We start from the raw sequence: 21,144 nt of genomic DNA on the forward strand, positions 1-21,144 counted from the left end.
GCACGGTCATCGGTCGCGAACGAACGTAACCGGGCACGGGGCGTTCAACATCACCTCCTGAGCCGTGCTCCCGAAGATAGCCTTCCCCGCCGGAGAGCGCTGCCGCCCGCCGACAATCACGCGGTCGGCGGACACGTCTCTCGCGATGGAAACGATACCTTCCCCACTCGTCCCAGTCGTCGCACGGGGGACAGTCGTCACCGACTCGGCTTCCAGCTCGTCGATGATCTCCTGGGTGACCGACATCTGTGCGGCCAGCTCGTCCGGGTCGATGTTTTCGTCTGGCGTTTCGAGCAGTTGCTCTACCGCCTCCCGGTACGAGTCCGGATCGAACACATGTGCGATGATTACTGTCGCGTCTGTCGGCACCGTGACTTCAGTAACGGCATCGACGAGCGTGTCGACTCGGGCGTCGTCGCGGCTACCGACCGCGAGTAGCACGGTTTCGAGGCCGCGCGTATCGGTCGCTGCTGTCACTTCAGTCATCAGCACTGAGCTTCGCTGCCGGGGTAAATAGAAGTTGCTATGAGTTTACTATAATTATAGTAATTATTTGTATTCAGCTATACGACCCGCTTCCACCGCGACGGGGACATCCACCTACTCCTCTGAGAGCGGGTGTCGCGGTGGCACGGACCTGTCTCTCACTCGGCAACTCCTTCTGTAATAATCCTCGCGAGGCGTTCTCGGTCGAACAACTGCGCCTCTGTGAACGTCTCGGGGAAGTAGCGCTTCGCGTACCGTTCGATCATGAATAGGTTGTGCAACGGGCCGGTGTAGATCGGACCGCCGCGAAACACCCTGTCGTTCTGGACGGCCCTCAACCGGCTGCCCACTTCGTGCTCTTTCATATGGGCGAGCACTGAGTTCTCGAACTCCTCACGGGTCTTCCCCTCGCGATGGTATCGCAGCAGGAGTGAGTCTGGATCTATCTCCAGCAACGCTTCGTAATCGAGCGACTCCGAGCCGGAGTACCCCTCGATTCCGGTGTCCGAGAACGCGTCGGCAATTCCGAGCGTTTGGAAGTGTTCCTTGTTGGCCCCGTTCCCGCTAATCCGATACGGCGTGAACGCTTCCGGCTCCTCGCCGGCGAACATGAGCGCGGCGTTCGGTCGCTCCTCTGGTGCCGGGAGCCGAGCCTGCACCGTTTCGGCTAGCTCGGCATGGATTGAACGGATCGCCTCGAAGCGCGCCTGTTCCTGAACCATCTCAGCCACCTTCTCGAAAGCCTCGTACAGGCTGTAGTACCGGTAGTTGTGCCAGTCGTCAGTCCGTCGGAAAACGAGGTTTCCGATAAACGGAGCGACGTTCTCCCGGACTTCCGTGAGGTCGGACTGTTCCCATGCTTTGAGCCAGTGTGTCAGTGCGTGCGGATCGATGAGATGCAGATCCGCGTCCATCTCGTAGAACGCCTCCTTCGAGACGCCGTCGCTCCAGAGCTGTGTGAGGGCGTTGAGGTCTATAGACACTCCATCGAGTTCCTCGTAGTGCAGCGTCTTGTACCGTCCACGGTACCAGATTGATTGTACTGCGTCGCCGTGACCGAGCGCGACCAGCATATCGATGTAGTCCGCGGTGAAGGGGGCGATTGTCTCGGGCACAGTTTCGAACTCGACGGTTCCGACTGGCTCCATCGTCACCGAATACGTTCCGTCGGAAGTCGCTGGCCCGGTAGCGCTCGGTTCGGTATCCGTGGCCCAGTCACCGGTCCCAGCTTCCGAAGATTCCTGACTGCTGTTGCCCAAACATCCGGCGAGTAGTCCACCGAGGGCGAGTGTACCACCGCCTTTCACGACTTCTCTCCGCGTCGGTCGTTCGAACGTTGCTCCGTCCGGGCCACTCATTCGAACTCACCCGTGACGATATCGGCGATTCGCTCCCGGTCGAAGAGTTCGGTGTCGGAGGTCACGTCGCCGAAGATATCGGGATAGAGTTGTTGGGCCGCCCGTTCTGTCAGGAAGAAATTGTGAATCGGACCCTGTCGGAGGTAGCCACCGCGATACACGCGTCCGTTCTGTACCGCGGTCAGTTGGCTCCCGACGCTGTGGTCCTGCATAAACTGTAGAACGGTCTCCCGGAACTCGGTCGCAGATTTTCGCTCGTGGCCGCGGACGAGGATAACGTCCGGATCGACTGAGAGAAGCGTTTCGTAGTCGTACTCGCCCCGATTGGTTGTGCTGAGGTTCTCGATATCGGTTCCGGCAAGCGCGTCGGTGACGCCGAGATCACGCCACTGCTTCTTGCTCGTGCCGTTGTCGTTCAGCCGATAGGGCGAGAACGACTCCGGTTCGTCGGTGCCCTCGAACGTAAGGAGGACGTTCGGACGCTCCTCAGCTGGCGGGAGCTGACTCTGCAGGTCCGCGATAAAGTCGTCGTGTAGCTGTTTGAACGCCTCGTACCGAGCCTGTTCCTGGAAGACCTCAGCAACCTTCTCGAAGGCTTGATACAGGGTGTAGTACCGGTAGTCGTGCCACTCGTCGGAGCGACGGAAGATCAGATTCCCGATGAACGGAGCGACGTTTTCGGCGATTTCGTCGACGTCCGACTGCGCCCAGTCGAACCAGTTGATGAGCATCCCTGGGTCATAGAGGTGCACGTCGCTGTCGAGTTCGTAAAACTCCTCTTTCGTTCGGACCTCCGGATTCGCGTCAATCGTCTCCTGGTCGACGGACACACCGGGAAGCTCATCGTAGACGTACGTGTAGTAGCGGTCCGCCCCGCCGATACCTGTGAGGCCATCGGCCTGCCCGAGTGCCACGCCCATATCGGCGTAAGTGCCACCGTAGGGGAGCCATCGCTCGGGAACCGTCTGGAACGTAACGTCGCCCACCGGCTCCATATTGACAGTGTATGATTCAGTCTCAGTCGCTGTTGGGGTCTCGGTTGTCTCCGTTGGCTCAGTCGCGGTAGAGTCCGTGGCGGAGTTGCTCGAACACCCGGCGAGCAAACTGCCGCCCGCAATCAGCCCGGCTCCCTTGATATAATCTCTGCGTGTCGGCTGTTCAAGCGCCGGTCTACCGGGGTCAGTCACTGTCCCTCACCCGTGATTACGTCAGCGACACGCTGGCGGTCAAACAGCTGTTCCTCGACGGGGAGTTCGGGGTATGGCTCGCCGTCGACGTAGCCCGGCCACTCACCGAACTGGTCGGGGTACAGTTGTTTCGCGGTCATTTCAGTCTGAAACAGGTTCAGGAGCGGACCCTGCCGACGGGCACCTTGAGCGTATATCCGCCCCTCTTGGACGGCAGTTATCTTTCTCAGTACCTCGTCGTCTGCCAGTTGTGACCGAATGTCGTCGAGATTGTGGTACCCCGTCATCGGCCCGAGGACGAGTAACACGTCCGGGTCGGCGTCAAGAAGCAGTTCGGAGTCGAGCGTGATATTCCGCCCGTCGTCGCCGTACTCGTCACCAACGGCGTCGGCTAACGCATCGGTAGCACCCAGCGGGCGGGTGTGGGCAGCGTAGTAGCCCGGATGGTTCATTTTGTACCCCCATATTTTCTCGTCGGATGTGGAGAACAGGACCATGGCCGCGCTCGGCCGCTCCTGTTCCGGGGGCAGGCCCGCTCTGATAGTCTGCAGCATCGATTCGCGGACCGATGTGAGTGCCTCGTACCGGTCGCTCTCTCGGAACACCTGCGCGATCTTTCCGAAGATCTCCCAGAGCGTATAGTATTCGTACGCATCAGCCCAGCCTGATGGCGGTTTCTGATGAGTGCCGCTGAGCGTGTTCCCGAACCACGGGCCGACGTTCGAGCCTATCTCTTCGAGGCTACTGTCGTCCCATCCCTCGGCCGTCGCAACCTTCGCTGGGTCCGCTATATGGACATCGCTATCGAGTTCGTACAGTTTCTCTTTCGACGGCGGCCACGAAGAGTACAGGTCATCCCAGTCGATTGAGACTCCCTCCAGTCGGTGGAGGAACTTCTGATACAGCGATTGGTGGTATTCAGGCGCGTGCATCGCGTTGATCGCGTCGCCTCGCCCAAGCGCGACCAGCATGTCTACGTGGTGGCCCAGTATCGTGAACACACTCTGGGGGACCGTTTCGAACTCGACGGTTCCCATGGGCGACATTGTAACCAAGTACCCGTCATCAGCCGTGGTTGGTTCGGCCATTGAGGTCGACCCGTCGCCTGTGCCTCGCTCGCTCGGAGTTGACTTGGAGTCGGATTGACCTACACAGCCCGCCAACAACCCCCCACCTATCACCGCGCCACCATACTTCATGTAGTCACGTCTAGTCGGGGACTTGTGGTTTGTATCATCTCTCGACATGATTGTTAGGCCCACCTAAAAATATATAACTGCTTCGGAATTTAGGCGCGCCTGAAAACTGGCCGCCGTCACGGACTCCGGTCGGTTGTCCCGGCAGTCCGTGTCACGTATGCTCGTCGAGAGCGCAACTTCCCCGCTGTTATCCACCCTGAGACATGCTGCATCTATTCACAAGCTGCGGCTGGCGCGTTCGAGACCTCGCTGCTACCGCTGACAGCCACAACAGCGGATCGGGGGAACGTACAACAGTAAAGTGTCCTTGCTGTGGACACACTAGTATGGCTGACGAGGAAATCGACGACGTGGACAGGGCAATCCTGTACGCATTACAGGAGGATGCTCGAAACATGTCGTCCGGGGACATCGCAGAGCGAACCGATACGTCCGACAGCACCGTCCGCAAGCGCATTAACCATCTCGAGTCCAGCGAGGTGATTAAGGGCTACAGCGCTGACGTCGACTATCAGCAGGCGGGCTATCCGCTCCGGATGCTGCTTTACTGCACTGCGTCGATTCCCGAGCGAGGCGATTTAATCCCGAAAATTCTGGATATAGACGGTGTGGTATCGGTACAGGAACTGGTCACCGGCGAGGAGAATCTCCTCGTGACGGCTGTCGGCGAATCGGATAGCGATATCACCCCTGTCGCACAGGCACTTCTCGATATGGGCCTGACAGTGGCCGACGAAGTACTCGTTCGGAGCCATGAGACGACGCCTTTCGGTAAGTTCGATTCCGAAAACGGTAGCTAGCTGACGACGCCGCCGCGACCACAGGGTTACGCTCTGGACACCTGCGTGCCCGGGACGACGCGGTCAGACAGGGTATGAGAGTAACCGTCTCATGCCCGGCAACGATCTGCTTTCCTGAGCAGCCTCTCCGAACAGTTTGGTAATATCGCTCCATCTCAATACTCACTCGGTCCCTCATAGTCGAATCTGTGTACGTGTGTACAGCGGACTCGTAATCGAACGGTGTTGCCAGCACAGGCCGCGAGGTACCCGCTTACTCCCCTGGCGGTGGTTCTCGACCGAGCTTCAACCACAAAAACATAATGTTCTATAATCTACTATTTTAGGAACAAATTGGTAGTATAGAAGGATTTAATAATCAGTCCGTTCGCACTAGGGATGAAGACAACCGGAACTGGTCAATCACATTCCGTGATTGCCGTGATCAGTCACGAAAAACGATGTCAGGACACAACTCACCGAAGACGGTTGGATCACTCCCGGACACGACGGCTGACTCGCCGCTCGTACCCGTCGCACTCACATGGCTCGTGTGGTCGATGTTTGCCGCGAGCATTGCTGTGCTTGCCGTTCGGGTCCGAACCGGAGTCGCGTGGGAGATACCCGGCGTTGTTGCTGTCGATGGGCTGACCGTCCTGATGTGGGTGGTCGCCACCTTCTTCAGCGGTATCGTTCACAGCTACTCGCGCCGCTACCTGGCAGGCAGCCGCCTCAAAACGGGCTTTTTCGCCACTGTATTCGGTTTCACGGTGGTCGTGATGGGACTGGTCGCGGCTGACCACCTTGCCCTGTTCGGGGCGCTGTGGCTCGCGATGGGGCTGCTGATGGCGAAACTCATCGGAATCGTCGGCGGCTGGGACCAGGCACAGGCGGCTGCGACGGTCGCCCGCAAGTACTTCATCGCCAGCAGCGCGCTTCTCGCCGTCGCGCTAACGGCGCTGTGGTGGACGACCGATGCGACCACAGTCACCGGAGTTACGGCGGCTGCCGACGCACTCGGTGGCCCGGTGTGGCTGGTCGCCGCCGGCGCGCTCGTGCTCGCAGCGATGATTCAGTCCGCTCTGCTCCCGTTCCACGGCTGGCTTCTCTCTTCGATGACCGCACCGACGCCCGCCTCGGCGCTGATGCACGCTGGATTCGTCAACGCCGGCGGCATCCTGTTGACCCGCTTCGCCCCAGTCATCACTGTCGACCCTGCGCTCATGCTCGCAATCGTCGCCGTCGGCGGTGCAAGCGCCATCGGCGGGAAACTCCTGAAGTCGGTCCAGACCGACATCAAGGGTAAACTCGGCTGTTCGACGGTCGGCCAGATGGGATTCATGATCATGCAGGCCGGCCTCGGCTTTTTCGGGGCTGCTATTACCCACCTCATCCTCCACGGCTTCTACAAGGCCTACCAGTTCCTCAGTGCCGGCGGACAGGTCGAACACACTAGCCCGAGCGAGGGGACGCCACACACGGTAGGAACGACGACGAGCATCATCGGTGTCATCGTCACACTGCTGACCGGCATCGCCGGCGGCGCAGTGTTCGCGGTGCTGACGGGGAAAGGGACGAAGGTCGACAGCGGCCTCCTGCTGACGTTCTTTGTGGTGTTCACGACGCTCCACGCGGCCCGTAGCGCCGTACAGCATACCTCGCTTCCAACGGCGGCCCGCTACGGGGCCGTCCCAGTGGTCTTCTTCCCGGCTATCGTCATCTACGCCGCGGTCTATACGGGCGTCTCGGGGCTCATGCCTGTCAGCCCGGCAACGACGGAACTGACCCTGCTCCACGGCATTATCGCCGTCGTCTTCGTCGGCATCTACACCGGCATCGAGACCGGGGTTCACGAGCGCAGCCAGCGCCTCTACGTGGCGCTGCTGAACGCCGGTCAACCGGCAGCCGACACTGTGCTAACTGCTACGGAGGACTACAATGAGTACTGAATCCACCATCCACGACAGTATCGACACCGCAGCGACCACCGTCGGCTCCCTCTGGCCCATCCACTCGTTCGTGACAGCAAACCCCCTCACGGGGTTCGAGGACCAGCCGTTCAGTGAGGCAGTCACGCAGGCAGCCGACCTGTTGGGCGGCCGTGGCTACCCCAGCGCGGAGACGTTCCGTGCGGCGCTACAACACGGCCAGATAGACCCGGAGATTCTCGACGCGGAACTCTCCGAGGCCGGCTACGAGAACGACCCCGAGGTACTGCTCGACCGGATGGCCACAGCGACCGATGCCTCGAAAAGCGATTCCGACACCGCCACCGACCGCGTCGACCAGGTGCTGACGAAGTGGCTGTCGACGTTCCTCGACGAGGGGAGCGCCCACTGGTCGATGCCGAACCGCGAAGCGGGATTCTACACAGCTTTCCGCGGAGTGGCTGAGCACGACAGCGAAATCCCCGACGAGGGAATTATTACTGATCTGCCCGAAACGCCGACTGCGGCCATCGAAGCGGTGCTCGCACCGTACCCGGTGAGTCAGTGGGTGCCGGTTTTCGAGGAGCAACTGACCGCCCTCCCGGGCTGGACAGGACTCATCAAGCAGCGTGCCGACGACGAGGGCGCGTGGCAGTCGGCGTACCCGATTTCACTGGCGGGGTACCTCGCGGCGCGTCTGGCCCTGCTAGATGCCGTCGGTGCTGATATCGCCCCCTCGAACGACAGCATCGACCCGGACCCGGCCGCCGAACTCGCCGGGGCGTTCCTGCGCGCCTGGGAGGCGACCTACCGCGGCGACCTCGTCGAGACCGTCGCCGCGGAGAGCCAGTCGCTCGCCGACAGTGACAAACCGGGCTGCCCGGACGCACAGATGGTCTTCTGTATCGACACGCGCTCGGAGATCATCCGCCGTCACATCGAGGCCGCGGGCGACTACGAGACCCATGGGTACGCCGGTTTCTTCGGGATCCCGATGGAGTACCAGGGATACGACACCGACGTGTCTGTCAATGCCTGTCCACCGATTCTCGACCCGCAGCACCACGTCACCGACGTGCCGACCGACGACGACTCCCAGGCGAGCCACGACCGCTTGTCGGGCATCTGTGAGACCGCCGACGAAATCATCGAAACGGTAGAGGCCAACGCCGCCACAGCTTACGGCTACGTCGAGACTGCCGGGAGCGGGTACGGCCTCGCGCTCGCAGCCCGCACGCTCGTCCCCGGGCGCGTGCATGACCTGTTCGACGCGGTCGACGACTCGGTACCCGATGAACACGAGTTCTGTGACCCGCTCGTCCACCACCAGCACACCTACGCCGGTGACCTGCCGGTGGGACTGACCACCGACGAGAAAGTCGAGTACGCCGCCACCGCGTTCTACCTGATGGGCTGGGAGACGTTCAGCCGCCTCGTCGTCTTCACCGGGCATGCCAGTGAGACGACCAACAATCCCTACGATTCGAGTCTGGACTGTGGGGCCTGCGCCGGAAATCCCGGCGGCCCGAACGCCCGCGTGCTGGCGAAAATCTGCAACGACGACGAGGTCAGGGCCGCGCTCCGCGACCGCGGTTTCGAAATCCCCGAAGACACCGTCTTCCTCGCTGGCGAACACAACACGACGACTGACGAGGTGGAACTGTACGACAGCGACGTACCCGAGAGCCACGCTGCCGATCTCGACCAGTTGCGCGCCGACCTCGCCACTGCCCGCGAGAACGCGGCCGCCGAGCGTGCCGAGTCCATGGGTGCCGACACCTCATCAGGGGTCACCGAGACGGAGCGCCGCGCCGCCGACTGGGCCGAGACCCGCCCCGAGTGGGGCCTGGCCGGCAACGCCGGCTTCGTCGTCGGCCCCCGCGAACTGACGAGTGATGTCGACCTCGGCGGCCGCGCGTTCCTCCACTCCTACGACTGGTCGACTGACGCTGACGGCGAGGCGCTGGAAGCGATACTCACCGGCCCGATGGTCGTCACGCAGTGGATCAACACCCAGTACTACTTCTCGACGGTCGACAACGCCGTCTACGGGAGCGGCTCGAAGGTGACCCACAACCCCGTCGGCAACGTCGGCGTCTACCAGGGCAACGGCGGCGACCTGATGACCGGCCTGCCGCTCCAGTCGCTGATGGCGGCCGACGACGACCCGTACCACCAGCCGCTCCGCCTCTCGACGGTCATCCACGCTCCGGTCGACCGCGTCAACGGCGTCCTCGCTGAACACCCGGAACTGGCAGACCTACTCGACAACAACTGGCTCTCGTTGACAGTCGTCGATCCCACGCAGGACCACCGTGCCTTCGAGTACGAGCGTGACCTAGAGTGGTCGCCAGTGTCTGACCTGTCAGAAGCTGAAGCGACGGAACCGTTCGCACCCGCGGCCGCAAACGACTAAGCTGGCCCGAACAGCCGGTATCTGGAACTGCTGGCACACTAACTTTTTGAACTTATATAAAAGACACTCAAAATAGAAAACCACTCCAAAATAACCCTATCTATGTAATTTGTCTACAATCAGAAATAGATACTTCCATATATGGTAAATAGTGGTGTAAACAACGCAAATAGAGGCTATCAAGCGAATATTTAGTGGCATAAACTGGACTTTTGATAGTATAACATAGAACTCCGTTTACATCCCACGCCAATAGAGAGAGTCAGCGCGGTGTGAGCCCGACACCGTCTGCGAGCAACTCGTGGGAGCGGAGCGCGTCAGCGTGGTCGCCGACGACGTGCTGGATCATCACCTCATCGACTCCGACACGATCAGACAGCTGTTCGAGAAGGTTATTGAGCGTTTCCGGGCTCCCGGAGATCGCTCGTGGCCACTCACCGGCATCCAGCGTGGCGGGCGTCGGTTCGGGCACCGCTCCGAGTTCGTCGATCGCTTCCTCGACAGATGGAGTCGTGCCAACGACCCCTCGCTCCATCCGCTTGAACGACGCTTCGGCCACGGCGCGGAGCCGCGCCGCTTCCGCGTCGGTCTCGGCACAGACCGCGTTCACTGCGACCATCCCCTGTGGCTCGTCGACGCCGCCGGCCAACTCCGACGATTCGAAGTGGGTTCGGTATTCCTCGAAGGAACGGGTGGCTAACCCCGGTCGGATGAACGCGGCGAAACAGTAGCGCAGACCAAGCTCGCCGGCCAGTGCGGCGCTCGACGGGCTCGACCCGAGAACCCACGGCACAGGCGTCTCCGCATCTGAACGAGGGATTTCCAGATCACTGTACGCGTGTCCGTCCGGGTAGCTGTCGTAGAGGTGCGAAACGACGGCTTCGATTTTTTCGGCGTGGTCTTCGTCGGGGTTCCGGACGCGGCGGTCCGTCCCGAGCGCGCGGTCCACGGCCGGAGACCCGTTTGCCCGCCCAAGCCCCGCGTCGATTCGTCCGGGAGCAAGGCCATCGAGGGAGCCGAACAGTTCTGCGACTTTGAACGGGCTGTAGTGGTTGAGGAGGACCGCACCCGACCCGAGCCGAATGGAGTCGGTTTCGGCGGCGAGGTTGCCGAGCAGTACCTCGGGTGTTGTTCCGGCGAGCTTGTTTCCCATCCCGTGGTGTTCCGCCACCCAGAACCGGGAATAGCCGAGGCGTTCGGCCTGCTGGGCCGCGTCGACGGTGTTCGAATACGCGTCAGCCGCAGTTCCGTCATTCGGGACCGGAGAGAGATCGACGATTGAGAGGTCCATATCCGCCCACAACGGTGGCGAGGTTTAACCGTTCGGCTACTCACAGTGCGTGGGTATCTCACTCGGGCACGCCGCTCTGATGGAACGTCCCACCCGGATATAACTGATATCTAGAAAAAGCAATAGTTTTATGCAATACTATAATAATCAGAATGTCTCACTTCGCTATACTGGCTATCTCTGGGCAGTGTGAAGGTCGGAGAATTATATCTCTCGGGCACCTACCGAAACCCTCCGGATCCCAAATACGTGGGCCTCAAGCGCTATGAGGCCGTACATTCAGAGAATATACCGCCTCATTAATTGTTTCAGAGTCGCGTCACGGGGTCGTGCGTACAACGGGCCTGCTGAAATTACTACCAATACTCAGCAATACCTGTATAGCTATCATATCGCGCTTTTCCGGGGCAGTCTTCTCAATGCAGTGCCGGTTACGAATCAAGTGATATCATGCCCTTGACCACAGTCGGCTCCATCGCTCGGCGGAACGCGTCGTCGATGTCCTCAAGTCCGGATTCGAAGTCGATGATTCCCTCAACGTCGACTTCGCCGTCGGCCAACAGGTCGACAGCCGCGTCATAGGTGTTCTTGTACCGGAACGAGCCGTGGACGTCGACCTCGTTGTCGATGAGTTCCAGCACGTCGATTGGGACCTCCGCTTCGCTGGCGAGTCCGACCAGAACGACCGTGCCGCCCCGACGGACCACGTCGATTGTCGACTTGATCGACGGCTCCGCGCCGGAGGCTTCGACGACCACATCAGCACCGACGCCGTCCGTGTACTCGGCGACCGCCGCATCGAGATCCGTTTCGGTAACGTTGACGGTCAGGTCCGCTCCCCGTTCTTCGGCGAAGGTCAGCTTTTCGTCGACGACATCGGTCAGTATTACGTCCGTCGCGCCCGCGGCACGCGCGGCCTCCAGCACCATCAGCCCAATCGGCCCAGCTCCGGTTATCAGCACTGTATCCCCGGTTCCGACGCTGCCGCGGCGGCAGGCGTGGATGCCGACCGAAAGCGGCTCGCACAGTGCCCCTTCAGCAGTGGAAACGGCCTCCGGGAGCGTGTAGGCGAAGTCGGCCGGCCACGAGACGTACTCCGTGAACGCGCCGTCGTGTGGCGGCGTCGCCATGAACGTCACTTCCTCACAGAGGTGGTAATCGCCGCGCTTGCAGTGGGCACAGCGCCGGCACGGAACGCCGGGTTCGAGCGCGACCCGGTCGCCCGGTTCGTGGTGCGTAACGTTCTCGCCCACTTCGACGACTTCACCGGCGCTCTCGTGTCCGAGGACGAGCGGGTCTTCGACGACGTAGTCGCCGATACGACCGTGTTCGTAGTAGTGGACGTCGGAGCCACAGATCCCAACGTCGCGAACGGCAACGAGTACGTCGTCGGGCCCGGGCGACGGTCTGGGACGGTCCTTCAGCTCGAACTCATTTGGTTCTACCAGTACAGCAGTTCGCATACCTGTTGGCACGGAACAGAGCCATAAAAATACACAGGGTGGGCCGCCCCATTGGGTTGCCGTGTCCAGCTACCACTCCGCGACGCTCCCGTCCTCGTGGTGCCATACCGGGTTGTACCAGTTGACCTCTGTCTGTGCCAGTTCACGGATGAGAGTCTCGTCGAGATCGATACCGAGTCCGGGGCCGGTCGGCCGTTTGACGTAGCCGTCTTCGAACTGGAACGTCTTCGGGTCCTCCAGGACCTTGAGTCGCTGGCTCGTCGTCGGGTCGTGTAGATCGAGGTCCTGTTCGTGCAGCACGACGTTCTGGGCGCAGAACCCGACCTGCAGGCTCGCCGCGAACGCGACGGGGCCGAGCGGACAGTGTGGAACGACGGCTACGTCGAACGTTTCCGCCATCGACGCGACCTTGCGCATCTCGCTGATGCCACCGACGTGGGTCACGTCGGGCTGGAGTATCGACACCCCGTCGTCAACGAGGAGGCGCTTGAAGTCATAACGCGAATAAAACCGTTCGCCAGTCGCTATCGGAACAGTCGTCCGCTCGGCGATACTGGCAAACGAGTCGTCGTGTTCGGGGAGCAGCGGCTGGTCGATGAACATCAGATCGAACTGTTCGAGTCGCTCGACGAGATCCGCGGCCATCGGTTTCGAGACGCGGCCGTGGAAGTCGACTCCGACGAGGGCGTCGTCACCGACGGCGTCACGGATTGCAGCCACACGCTCAACCGCATGATCGACAGCGTTCGGCGTCTCAATCGGCCGAAACTCCCGGGCGAAATTGAACTTGAACGCTCTGTAGCCGCGTTCTCGGTCCTCTTTCGCGGCCGCGGCCACGTCTTGCGGATCATCGCCACCGAGCCACTGGTAGACGAGTAGCTTATCGCGGACGTGCCCGCCGAGTAGTTCGTGCACCGGTGCGCCGTAGTGCCGCCCCTTGATGTCCCAGAGCGCGTGGTCGATGCCCGCGAGCGCGCTCATGAGTATCGGCCCGCCGCGGAAGTACCCGCTCTGATAGAGCTTCCGCCAGTGATACTCGGTTCGAAGTGGGTCGGCCCCAAGGAGATACGCCTCGATAAGCTCGGTAACAGCGGCACGGACTGTCTCCAACCGGCCCTGAACGATGGGCTCGCCCCAGCCGACGATCCCCTCGTCAGTCTCCAGTTTAAGAAGCAACCACCGCGGCGGCACGGCGAACAGTTCGAAGTCGGTGATTTGCATAGCTATGTTATCTGCGAGGGAGTACTTGTAATGACTGGCTGCCGATATCGGCCCGACAAAGACTGTAACAAAAATAGGCGTACATTTATGCTGGAGGCTACCGGAGCACCAAGCGTACGCATGAGTGTAGTTGACAGCTTCTCCCTCGACGGAGAGACGGCTATCGTCACCGGTGCGGCGCAGGGTCTCGGCAAACAGATGGCGACCGGGCTCACCGAGATGGGGGCCGACGTGGCTATCGCGGACGTGAACATCGAGAAAGCGGAACGGACGGCCGCAGAACTCGACGGTCAAACGGACGTCGTCGCGACGGAGGTCGACGTGACGGACGAAGCCTCGGTCGAGGCGATGGTCGAAGACGTGACCGACCGCCTCGGACCGATTGACGTACTGGTCAACAATGCCGGGATCGTCGAGAACTCCCCTGCGGAGGAGACGAGCATCGAGTCATGGCGGCGGGTCGTATCGGTCAACCTCGACGGTGTCTTTCTCTGTGCCAAACACGTCGGCCAGCAGATGCTCGAACGGGGCGAGGGCCGCATCGTCAACGTCTCCTCGATGTCAGGCTTCGACGTGAACGTCCCGCAGAAACAGGCCAGCTACAACACGACGAAAGCCGGCGTCAGGATGCTGACCCAGTCACTGGCGGTCGAGTGGGGCGAGCAGGGCGTCCGTGTCAACGCTATTGCGCCCGGCTACATGCGGACCGAACTCGTCGACGAAGTGCTCGAAGAGAGCCCCGAGATGGAAGAAACGTGGCTCGAGAACACGCCGATGGGCCGACTCGGCCGGCCTGAGGAACTGAAAGAACTCGTCGTCTACCTCGCGTCGGACGCGTCGTCGTACATGACGGGGTCGACCGTCGTGATGGACGGCGGCTACACCTCGCGGTGAGGTGTCAGGCCTCGGGCGACGAGGCGTCGGTCAGTGCGGCCAACCGGTCTTTTACGTCGGCCCACTCGCCAGCGGTACCCGGTTCGTATGTCGTCGTCTCGAACGCCGATTCGACCAACTGCCGCCCGGTTTCGATGTCAGAAACCGTTCCGGCGGCGACGGCCTGTGTGAGGACGTTGCCGACAGCCGTCGCCTCGACTGGCCCAGTCGACACTGGGCGGTCAGTGGCGTCGGCCAGTAGCTGACAGAACAGCTCGTTTCTAACACCGCCGCCACCGAGCACGATATGCGATGGCGGGTCGTCGACGACTGCCGCGAGCGCGTCGAGTTCCAGCGCCGTTTTCGCCGCCAGGCTGTCGAGGAGACAGCGGACGATGCTGCCCTGCCCCGTCGGGACGGGCTGGTCCGTTCGGCGGCAGTAGGCCCGGATCTGCTCGGGCATCGGCTCGTCGATGCCGAACGTCTCGGCATCCGTATCGACGAGTGCGGCCCGTGGCGGGGCCTCCTCGGCGGCCGACAACAGCGTCTCGTACTCCAGCGGTTCGCCCGCTTCGCGCCACGCTTTGCGGCATTCTTCGAGCATGAAGAAGCCGTTGATGTTTTTCAGGAGCCGGACACTCCCGTCGACGCCGAGTTCGTTCGAAACGCCGTGTTCGAAGGCGTCGTCTGTCCGCACTGGTGCATCGCGCTCGACGCCGAGGATGAACCACGAGCCAGTGTTGAGGAACGCGGCGTCCTCGACCAGCGGGAGCCCGGCGACGGCCGCCGCCGTGTCGTGGCTCGCCGGCGTCACTATTTCCGGCGGCGAAGACAGCCCCGAGACGACGTCGTCATCGACCGCCCCGAGACATTGTCCGGGTTCAGACAGCGGCGGGAGCAGGTCAGTCGGCACCGACAGCTCTTCGAGCAGGTCGGTGGCCCACGTTCGTTCCTCGGGATCGACCATCTGCGTGGTCGAGGCAATCGTCACCTCGCCCGCCGGCACCCCTCCAATCCGTGCGGACAGGAGCTGTGGCATCATGAGCAGGCCGTCGCTCGCTTCGAGGAGTTCCGGCTCGCGCTCGGCGATGGTATGGAGCTGCCACAGCGTGTTCGGGGTGTTCCAGTTCGTGATGCCGGTCGCGTCGAACAGCCGCCGCTTGCCGACGGCCTCGAACACTTGCTCGCGTGTGGCCGTCGACTCGGGGTCGCGGTAGGAGACCGGGTCCCGGAGCAGTTCGCCGTCGGCCAGGAGTCCGAAGTCGAGCCCCCAGGTGTCGATACCGACCGTGTCGAGGCCGTCGGCGCGGTCGTCGGCCGCACGGAGCCCGTCGCCGATGTGGTCGACCAGCGCGTCGACGTCCCAGACGTAGCGGCCGTCCCGTTCGACGGGTCGGTTGTCGAACCGGTGGACCTCCTGTACCGCGAACGAGGACTCGGTCACCTCGCCGAGGAACACCGTCCCGCCGCTCGCGCCGATGTCGATTGCGACGTGGTTCATGGGATGCTCTCAGGTGTGGTTCGCACGAGTGGTCACTGTCCGTAGCTGTCGAGCTTATCGGCCAGCCGGTCGATCTCCTCGTCCGGGAGGATCTCCGGCTCGCCGATGGCCCGGGCCTGATGGTGGATGCGGGCGCAGTACTCGACCATCAACGCGACCGTGTAGGCGTCGTCCAGCGACTCGTCGGCGGTCAGCACGCCGTGGTTGCGCAACAGCGTGGCGTTGAACGACTCGCCCAGCGCGTCGACGGCCGCTTCGCCGAGTTCTTCGGTCGCGTGCGTCCGGTATTCGGCGACGGGGACCTCCGTCCCGGTAAACGAGAGGAGGTAGTGCGAGGCCGGTATCGGCTCGCCCAGCGAGGCGAACGTCGTCGCGTACGGCGAGTGGGTGTGGACGACGCCGCCGACCGCCGGTCGCTCGCGGTAGACGGCCAGGTGCATCGGCAGTTCTGTCGACGGGTCGACGTCGCCCTCGACGACAGTGCCGTCCGTGTGTACGATCGGAACGTCTTCCGGTTCGATCTCTCCATAGGGGATTCCCGACGGGCTGATCGCGATGTGGTTCTCGTCGAGCCGGGCGCTGAGGTTCCCGCCAGTCCCGGTTGTCAGGTCGTCGTCGAGCAGGCTCCGGCCGTACTCGCAGATAGCGTTACGCGTCTCGTAGTGTGGAATATCTTGAGCTGTCATGTGTCATGTGTCATGTGTCGTGTGTCGATAACTGTCGGTTACGGCGAGTGAGGCGACGACAGGTATCGCCGTCACTCGGCGGGTTTCATTTGCTCTTCGAGCGCCATCTCCGCGTCGTCACCGAGCTGGCGCTGGTGGATCGTCTCGCCGCTGGCGCGGTCGAACAGGTGCACGTCCCGGTCCGGGATCTCCACGTAGACGTGTTGGCCCTCGCTGATCGGGCGCTGGCCGTCCGTCTCGACGATGAACGTCTGCTCGTGGCTCTGTGACCGGGCCTGGAGATAGACGTAGGAGATGCTCCCCATCGGTTCGACGACGTCGACGACGGCCTCGAACTCGTGGCCCGAGTTCGCCCGGTCGTGAAGCGTCATATCCTCCGGCCGAATACCGAGGACGAGTTCGTTTCGACTCCCAACAGCGGACTGCATCCGCTCGGTCAGGTCGAAGTCGAAGCCGTCCGCGCGGAGGGTTCCGCCCTCGACGGTGCCCTCGAAGAAGTTCATCGACGGCGAGCCGAGGAAGCCGGCCACGAACTGGTTGGCCGGGCGGTAGAAACACTCCAGCGGCGTGCCGACCTGCTGGAGTTCCCCGTAGTTGAGGACGACGAGCCGGTCGCCCATCGTCATCGCCTCCGTCTGGTCGTGGGTGACGTACAGCGTCGTCACGTCGAGGTCGTTCTGGAGCCGGTTGATCTCGGTGCGCATCTCCGCCCGGAGCTTCGCGTCCAGGTTCGACAGCGGCTCGTCCATCAGGAAGACGTTCGGGTCACGGACGATAGCGCGGCCGAGCGCGACACGCTGTTGTTGTCCCCCGGAGAGTTCGCCGGGCTTGTCGTCCAACAGCATATCGATGTCCATCATCTCGGCAGCGGACGTAACGGCTTCCTCGATCTCGTCGGCGGACATGTCCGTCGACATTTTCAGCCCAAAGGACATGTTCTCCTCGACGGTCATGTTGGGGTACAGCGCGTAGTTCTGGAATACCATCGCAATATCCCGGGCGCGCGGGCCGAGTTGATTGACCACCTTATCGCCGATTCTGATATCGCCCTCGGATTGCGTTTCCAGCCCTGCGACGATGCGCATGAGCGTCGACTTCCCGCTCCCGGACGGACCGACGAAGACGATAAACTCGCCATCGCGGATGTCCAGCGAGACGTCGTCGACCGCGACGATTGACTCATCTCCTTCACCGAATCGCTTCGTAACGTCGTCGATTGTGATCTTTGCCATTATCTTGCCTCCGATGTGCGGCTAAGTGAAGCTACCGCCGCCGCAGGGGCGTCGTTTGCGAGCGATACCTGTCGTGGTGTGGACAGCGTCGTCATTCTTTGATCACCACGCCGAAGCTGAGCCCGGCCGCGAGGTACTTGTTGACCGCGATGAGGAAGATGACGACCGGAACGATCATCGCTGTCGAGGCGGCCGCGAGCATCCCCCATTCGATCGAGCGCGAGCCGATGAACGAGTAGACGAACAGCGTCACCGGTACGGCCTCGAAGCTCGTCAGCACGAGCCCGAACAGCAGCTCGATCCACGCGAAGATGAAGCTGATGATGGCGACCGAGAAAATGCCGGGCTTGGCCGCCGGGAGGACGACCTTCCTGAAGCCCTGGAACTGGGTCGCGCCATCGACACGGGCCGCCTCTTCCAGCGTCTCGGGGATGCCGTCGAAGAACGCTTTCATCACCCAGACGACGAGCGAGAGGTTGATGCTGACGTACATCAGCACCATCCCGACCCGCGTGTCGAACAGATTGAGCTCCCGGAAGATGATGAAGAAGGGGAGCACGACGGCAATCGGCGGAAGCATTCGTGAGGAAAGTATCCACACGAGCACGTCCCGCTCCATGGGGATATCGTACCGCGAGAGCACATACGCGGCGGGGACGCCGATCAACAGCACGAGGACGACCGACGCCGACACCATGACGAGGCTGTTGGCGAACGCCGCGACGAACCCGGAATCCTGGATCAACTGGATGTAGTTGTACACCGTCGGCAGGAAGATCCAGTCCGGGGGCAGCGAATTCGCTGTTCCGGGCGGCTTCAGCGACATCGAAGCGAGCCAGTACAGCGGGAACAGCACGATGAACGACCACGTCAGGAGAATGGTGTGTCGAACCACCGTGACGATGGTCTCACGCGTATCCTTGTCGAGTCGCTGTGACGCGGTCGCGGAGTCGCTATCCGTTGTCGCCATCAGTCCCACACCCCCTCGAAGCCGACCTTCGCAATGATGACGTTACACAGTGCAACGACGAGGACGAGGTAAACGACGGCGATCGCTGCGGCCACGGTGATCTGGTTGTTGATGAACATCTGTTCGTAGATGTTGATGCTCACGAGCTGGGTCGCCGTCCCGGGGCCGCCGCCCGTGAGCCCGTACACCACGCCGAACGTTCGGAACAGGTCGATTAACCGGATGAGTGTCGCGACGAACACGACTGGCTTCATGTAGGGGATGATGACGTGGACGTAGCGACGCCACATCGGCGCACCGTCGACGCGCGACGCTTCGATGAGCGTCTTCGGCACCGACGAGAGGCCGGCGTAGAAGATGATGAACATGAACGGCGTCCAGTTCCACGCGTCTAAGAGAATAACCGTCAGCAGCGGGATTTCCGAGAGGAAATTCGGCGCTGCGAACGGCGTGCCGGTGTTTATGACGTACGGAATAATTCCGATTTCGCTGTTCAGCATGATCCGGCCGATGGTCGCGAGCGAGACGGGGGCGACGGCCATCGGAATGATGAACAACACCCGGTAGAACGACTTCGCCCGGCCGGAGCCGACGCCGGCGACGAGCGCGGCCAGGACGAACCCGAGGATAGTTTCGAGGAGCAGCGCGCTGACGACGACAGTAATCGTAATGACGAACGAGTGGATCGCGCCGCCGCGGGTAAACGCCGTCTCGAAGTTGCGCAGCCCCACGAAATCAGCTGCGAATACATCGAGTGTCGGCTCCGCGATCAGGCTGAGATACAGGTCGTAGGCACCGGGGAAGAAGGTGATCATCACCATCACCGCCACCATCGGTGCCATGAACCAGTACGGGAGGTAGTCGTTCCACAGGTCCCGCAGCCTGGCGAAGGTCGATTGAGGTGTCGTTTCCGTTTGCGTTGGTGTACTCATTTGTGGGATGTGTTGTGGCGCAGGTGTGGCTGAGACTTAATTGCTGTAGATGTCTTCTGCGATGGATGCCGCCTGTGTCATCGCCTCCTCAGCGGACTTCTGCCCGGCGATGGCGCGCTGCAGTTCCTCCGAGTACCGCTGGCCCCATTCGGGGTACTTCCGGTCGAACGGGTCCGGCGCTGCTTCCTGCAGGGATTCGAGGGTGACCTGTGCGAAGTTCTCGCCGACGCGAGAGCGGAACTCGTCGTTCTCCCAGACGGACTGTCGGACGGAGAAGGCGGCGTCGCCCTCGACGTGCATCCAGGTGTTGGTCGGCTGTGAGGACGCCCACACCATGAACAGGAACGCCTGTTCGGAGTTCTGGGCGTTCTTGGACGTGGAGATCTGCCAGTTGAACGCGTTGGGCGAGAACTGGCCGTCGGCCGGGCTGGGCACCTTCGCGATACCGACGTTATCCGCAACTGAGGAGTCAGAGCCGGTGAGTCCGGGCCAGAACAGGTTCGCGTCGGAGACGATGTGGCCGGCGCGGCCCTCCTGCATCGTCGAGAGCACGTCCGACCAGGTCTGGGTCGAGGCCCCTTCGGGACCGTAGTCCTGCAGCAGGCTGACGTACCAGTCCGCCGCGTTGATGACGCCGTCGGAGTCCAGTCCGGAATCGTCCGGGAAACTGTCCCAGAGCTCTGCGCCGTTCTGGCGCAGGAACGTGTTCAGGACGTAGATGTTCATCCCGTAGCCCTTGTCGCCACGGCCGACGGTGCCGACGACGTCCGACTCGTTCTCGTGGATGGTCTGTGCGTTCTGACGGAACTCTTCGAGCGTCTCCGCGACCTCCAGGTCGTGCTTGTCGTAGAGGTCTTTGCGGTAGAACTGCGTTTGGACTTCGACCGTAATCGGCATCCCGGTCCATGTGTCGCTGTAGCCGCCACCGTGAGCCTGCCACCGCGACGCTTCGAAGAGGTCGTCGGGCTCGTACCAGTCCTCGTCGAAGAGGCTGTCGTCGTCAAAGAACGGATCGAGCGGCTGTATCCAGCCCTCCTCACGGAACTGGTTGACGACCTGATCCATGTAGAAAACGTCGAACTGCCCAGCGCCGGTACTGACGTCCGTCTGGCGCTTGGTCCGGAACTGCTGTTCGGGCAGGACGTTCCAGACGACGTCGATCCCGGTCAGTTCCTCGAAGACCGGGACCGCGGGTTTGATGGCCGAAACCCAGGGGTGCTGGACGGCCCCGATGTTGATCGAGGACCCCTCGAACTGTCGCCAGTCGATATCGGCGTCCTCGTACTCGCTGAGTGGAATCGCGAGCTCGCCATCGCTTCCGTCGGTGCTGGTTCCGCCATCACTACCCCCACTTGAGCCGTCACTTCCGCTCCCATCTGAGCCATCGCCGCCTCGTGTACAGCCAGCGAGACCGCTGAGTAGTCCGACACCTGTCGCTTTCAGAAACGTCCGCCTGTTGGAGTTGGTCATGCCAGTTTGCCTCGTCACTACCGAATTACCGATGCATAATAAAGGTAATCATCTGTAAGGTAGAATACCCATCTCACTGGGCGAGATCCGACGGTTTGCAGTACTAGGACGCCTCTATCTGCGAATTCCTCTGTCGCCCGATTACGGGAGAC

At 61.8% G+C, this 21,144-nt stretch carries 17 protein-coding genes; 4 read left to right on the forward strand and 13 right to left on the reverse strand.

Translation table 11 applies throughout. The features are described from left to right. Nucleotides 1–6: 6 nt before the first annotated feature. The 4 genes from Har1131_RS17025 to Har1131_RS17040 all read right to left on the reverse strand — a co-directional run bounded on the left by Har1131_RS17025 (nt 7) and on the right by Har1131_RS17040 (nt 4,278). Entirely contained in the window at nt 7–486 is a 480-nt protein-coding gene (locus Har1131_RS17025) for a universal stress protein (protein ID WP_050038338.1), read from the reverse strand. Between the two features lie 158 nt (nt 487–644). Then, on the reverse strand, nt 645–1,844 hold the full coding sequence (locus Har1131_RS17030; RefSeq protein WP_151147589.1) for an ABC transporter substrate-binding protein: 1,200 nt from the start codon (nt 1,842–1,844) through the stop codon (nt 645–647). Further along, nucleotides 1,841–3,031 carry an ABC transporter substrate-binding protein gene (locus Har1131_RS17035; RefSeq protein WP_151147592.1) on the reverse strand — a complete coding sequence of 397 codons (1,191 nt, stop codon included), beginning with the start codon at nt 3,029–3,031 and terminating at the stop codon, nt 1,841–1,843. The genes Har1131_RS17030 and Har1131_RS17035 overlap by 4 nt, the downstream gene beginning before the upstream one ends. Then, a complete protein-coding gene (locus Har1131_RS17040; protein ID WP_370455092.1) occupies nt 3,028–4,278 on the reverse strand; it encodes an ABC transporter substrate-binding protein in 1,251 nt (416 codons plus the stop codon). The genes Har1131_RS17035 and Har1131_RS17040 overlap by 4 nt, the downstream gene beginning before the upstream one ends. A 278-nt stretch (nt 4,279–4,556) precedes the next feature. Here Har1131_RS17040 and Har1131_RS17045 point away from each other — a divergent pair, with 278 nt between their 5' ends. From Har1131_RS17045 to Har1131_RS17055, 3 genes are all read left to right on the forward strand, one after another. Next, nucleotides 4,557–5,030: an Lrp/AsnC family transcriptional regulator gene (locus Har1131_RS17045; RefSeq protein WP_014031125.1), complete on the forward strand. Its 474-nt coding sequence runs from the start codon at nt 4,557–4,559 to the stop codon at nt 5,028–5,030. A gap of 440 nt (nt 5,031–5,470) precedes the next feature. Further along, a complete protein-coding gene (locus Har1131_RS17050; protein ID WP_151147595.1) occupies nt 5,471–6,958 on the forward strand; it encodes a proton-conducting transporter membrane subunit in 1,488 nt (495 codons plus the stop codon). Then, nucleotides 6,948–9,353: a DUF2309 domain-containing protein gene (locus Har1131_RS17055; RefSeq protein ID WP_151147597.1), complete on the forward strand. Its 2,406-nt coding sequence runs from the start codon at nt 6,948–6,950 to the stop codon at nt 9,351–9,353. Before Har1131_RS17050 ends, Har1131_RS17055 begins: the two co-directional genes overlap by 11 nt. Nucleotides 9,354–9,615: 262 nt before the next feature. On the opposite strand, the gene Har1131_RS17060 is transcribed toward Har1131_RS17055, so the two are convergent. The 3 genes from Har1131_RS17060 to dgoD form a co-directional block, all read right to left on the reverse strand. Next, on the reverse strand, nt 9,616–10,644 hold the full coding sequence (locus Har1131_RS17060) for an LLM class flavin-dependent oxidoreductase (protein WP_008311924.1): 1,029 nt from the start codon (nt 10,642–10,644) through the stop codon (nt 9,616–9,618). A 431-nt stretch (nt 10,645–11,075) separates the two neighbouring features. Further along, entirely contained in the window at nt 11,076–12,107 is a 1,032-nt protein-coding gene (locus Har1131_RS17065) for an NAD(P)-dependent alcohol dehydrogenase (RefSeq protein WP_064289106.1), read from the reverse strand. A gap of 69 nt (nt 12,108–12,176) precedes the next feature. Continuing rightward, nucleotides 12,177–13,328 (reverse strand): galactonate dehydratase, encoded by a 1,152-nt coding sequence (dgoD, locus tag Har1131_RS17070; protein WP_050038331.1) that lies wholly within the window; start codon nt 13,326–13,328, stop codon nt 12,177–12,179. A gap of 120 nt (nt 13,329–13,448) precedes the next feature. Here dgoD and Har1131_RS17075 point away from each other — a divergent pair, with 120 nt between their 5' ends. Next, nucleotides 13,449–14,222: an SDR family NAD(P)-dependent oxidoreductase gene (locus Har1131_RS17075; protein WP_014031130.1), complete on the forward strand. Its 774-nt coding sequence runs from the start codon at nt 13,449–13,451 to the stop codon at nt 14,220–14,222. A gap of 4 nt (nt 14,223–14,226) precedes the next feature. Here Har1131_RS17075 and Har1131_RS17080 read toward each other — a convergent pair whose 3' ends face one another. The 6 genes from Har1131_RS17080 to Har1131_RS17105 all read right to left on the reverse strand — a co-directional run bounded on the left by Har1131_RS17080 (nt 14,227) and on the right by Har1131_RS17105 (nt 20,992). Continuing rightward, nucleotides 14,227–15,702: a rhamnulokinase family protein gene (locus Har1131_RS17080; RefSeq protein WP_151147599.1), complete on the reverse strand. Its 1,476-nt coding sequence runs from the start codon at nt 15,700–15,702 to the stop codon at nt 14,227–14,229. 32 nt (nt 15,703–15,734) lie between these two features. Next, nucleotides 15,735–16,388 carry a class II aldolase/adducin family protein gene (locus Har1131_RS17085; protein ID WP_129756242.1) on the reverse strand — a complete coding sequence of 218 codons (654 nt, stop codon included), beginning with the start codon at nt 16,386–16,388 and terminating at the stop codon, nt 15,735–15,737. Nucleotides 16,389–16,459: 71 nt separating this feature from the next. Next, nucleotides 16,460–17,620 (reverse strand): ABC transporter ATP-binding protein, encoded by a 1,161-nt coding sequence (locus Har1131_RS17090; protein ID WP_064289109.1) that lies wholly within the window; start codon nt 17,618–17,620, stop codon nt 16,460–16,462. A gap of 91 nt (nt 17,621–17,711) precedes the next feature. Beyond that, a complete protein-coding gene (locus Har1131_RS17095; RefSeq protein WP_044952797.1) occupies nt 17,712–18,590 on the reverse strand; it encodes a carbohydrate ABC transporter permease in 879 nt (292 codons plus the stop codon). After that, nucleotides 18,590–19,522 carry a carbohydrate ABC transporter permease gene (locus tag Har1131_RS17100; protein WP_014031135.1) on the reverse strand — a complete coding sequence of 311 codons (933 nt, stop codon included), beginning with the start codon at nt 19,520–19,522 and terminating at the stop codon, nt 18,590–18,592. Before Har1131_RS17100 ends, Har1131_RS17095 begins: the two co-directional genes overlap by 1 nt. Before the next feature lie 36 nt (nt 19,523–19,558). Beyond that, nucleotides 19,559–20,992 carry a sugar ABC transporter substrate-binding protein gene (locus Har1131_RS17105; protein ID WP_129756240.1) on the reverse strand — a complete coding sequence of 478 codons (1,434 nt, stop codon included), beginning with the start codon at nt 20,990–20,992 and terminating at the stop codon, nt 19,559–19,561. Between the last annotated feature and the right edge of the window lie 152 nt (nt 20,993–21,144).

The organism is Haloarcula sp. CBA1131, from assembly GCF_008728975.1.
Lineage (GTDB): Archaea > Halobacteriota > Halobacteria > Halobacteriales > Haloarculaceae > Haloarcula > Haloarcula hispanica.

Excerpts from the sequence above, each read along its gene's own strand:
- Har1131_RS17025 (WP_050038338.1), bottom strand. The coding sequence starts at position 486 with ATGACTGAAGTGACAGCAGCGACCGATACGCGCGGCCTCGAAACCGTG.
- Har1131_RS17030 (WP_151147589.1), bottom strand. The coding sequence starts at position 1,844 with ATGAGTGGCCCGGACGGAGCAACGTTCGAACGACCGACGCGGAGAGAA.
- Har1131_RS17040 (WP_370455092.1), bottom strand. The coding sequence starts at position 4,278 with ATGTCGAGAGATGATACAAACCACAAGTCCCCGACTAGACGTGACTAC.
- Har1131_RS17045 (WP_014031125.1), top strand. The coding sequence starts at position 4,557 with ATGGCTGACGAGGAAATCGACGACGTGGACAGGGCAATCCTGTACGCA.
- Har1131_RS17050 (WP_151147595.1), top strand. The coding sequence starts at position 5,471 with ATGTCAGGACACAACTCACCGAAGACGGTTGGATCACTCCCGGACACG.
- Har1131_RS17055 (WP_151147597.1), top strand. The coding sequence starts at position 6,948 with ATGAGTACTGAATCCACCATCCACGACAGTATCGACACCGCAGCGACC.
- Har1131_RS17060 (WP_008311924.1), bottom strand. The coding sequence starts at position 10,644 with ATGGACCTCTCAATCGTCGATCTCTCTCCGGTCCCGAATGACGGAACT.
- Har1131_RS17065 (WP_064289106.1), bottom strand. The coding sequence starts at position 12,107 with ATGCGAACTGCTGTACTGGTAGAACCAAATGAGTTCGAGCTGAAGGAC.
- dgoD (WP_050038331.1), bottom strand. The coding sequence starts at position 13,328 with ATGCAAATCACCGACTTCGAACTGTTCGCCGTGCCGCCGCGGTGGTTG.
- Har1131_RS17075 (WP_014031130.1), top strand. The coding sequence starts at position 13,449 with ATGAGTGTAGTTGACAGCTTCTCCCTCGACGGAGAGACGGCTATCGTC.
- Har1131_RS17080 (WP_151147599.1), bottom strand. The coding sequence starts at position 15,702 with ATGAACCACGTCGCAATCGACATCGGCGCGAGCGGCGGGACGGTGTTC.
- Har1131_RS17085 (WP_129756242.1), bottom strand. The coding sequence starts at position 16,388 with ATGACAGCTCAAGATATTCCACACTACGAGACGCGTAACGCTATCTGC.
- Har1131_RS17090 (WP_064289109.1), bottom strand. The coding sequence starts at position 17,620 with ATGGCAAAGATCACAATCGACGACGTTACGAAGCGATTCGGTGAAGGA.
- Har1131_RS17095 (WP_044952797.1), bottom strand. The coding sequence starts at position 18,590 with ATGGCGACAACGGATAGCGACTCCGCGACCGCGTCACAGCGACTCGAC.
- Har1131_RS17100 (WP_014031135.1), bottom strand. The coding sequence starts at position 19,522 with ATGAGTACACCAACGCAAACGGAAACGACACCTCAATCGACCTTCGCC.
- Har1131_RS17105 (WP_129756240.1), bottom strand. The coding sequence starts at position 20,992 with ATGACCAACTCCAACAGGCGGACGTTTCTGAAAGCGACAGGTGTCGGA.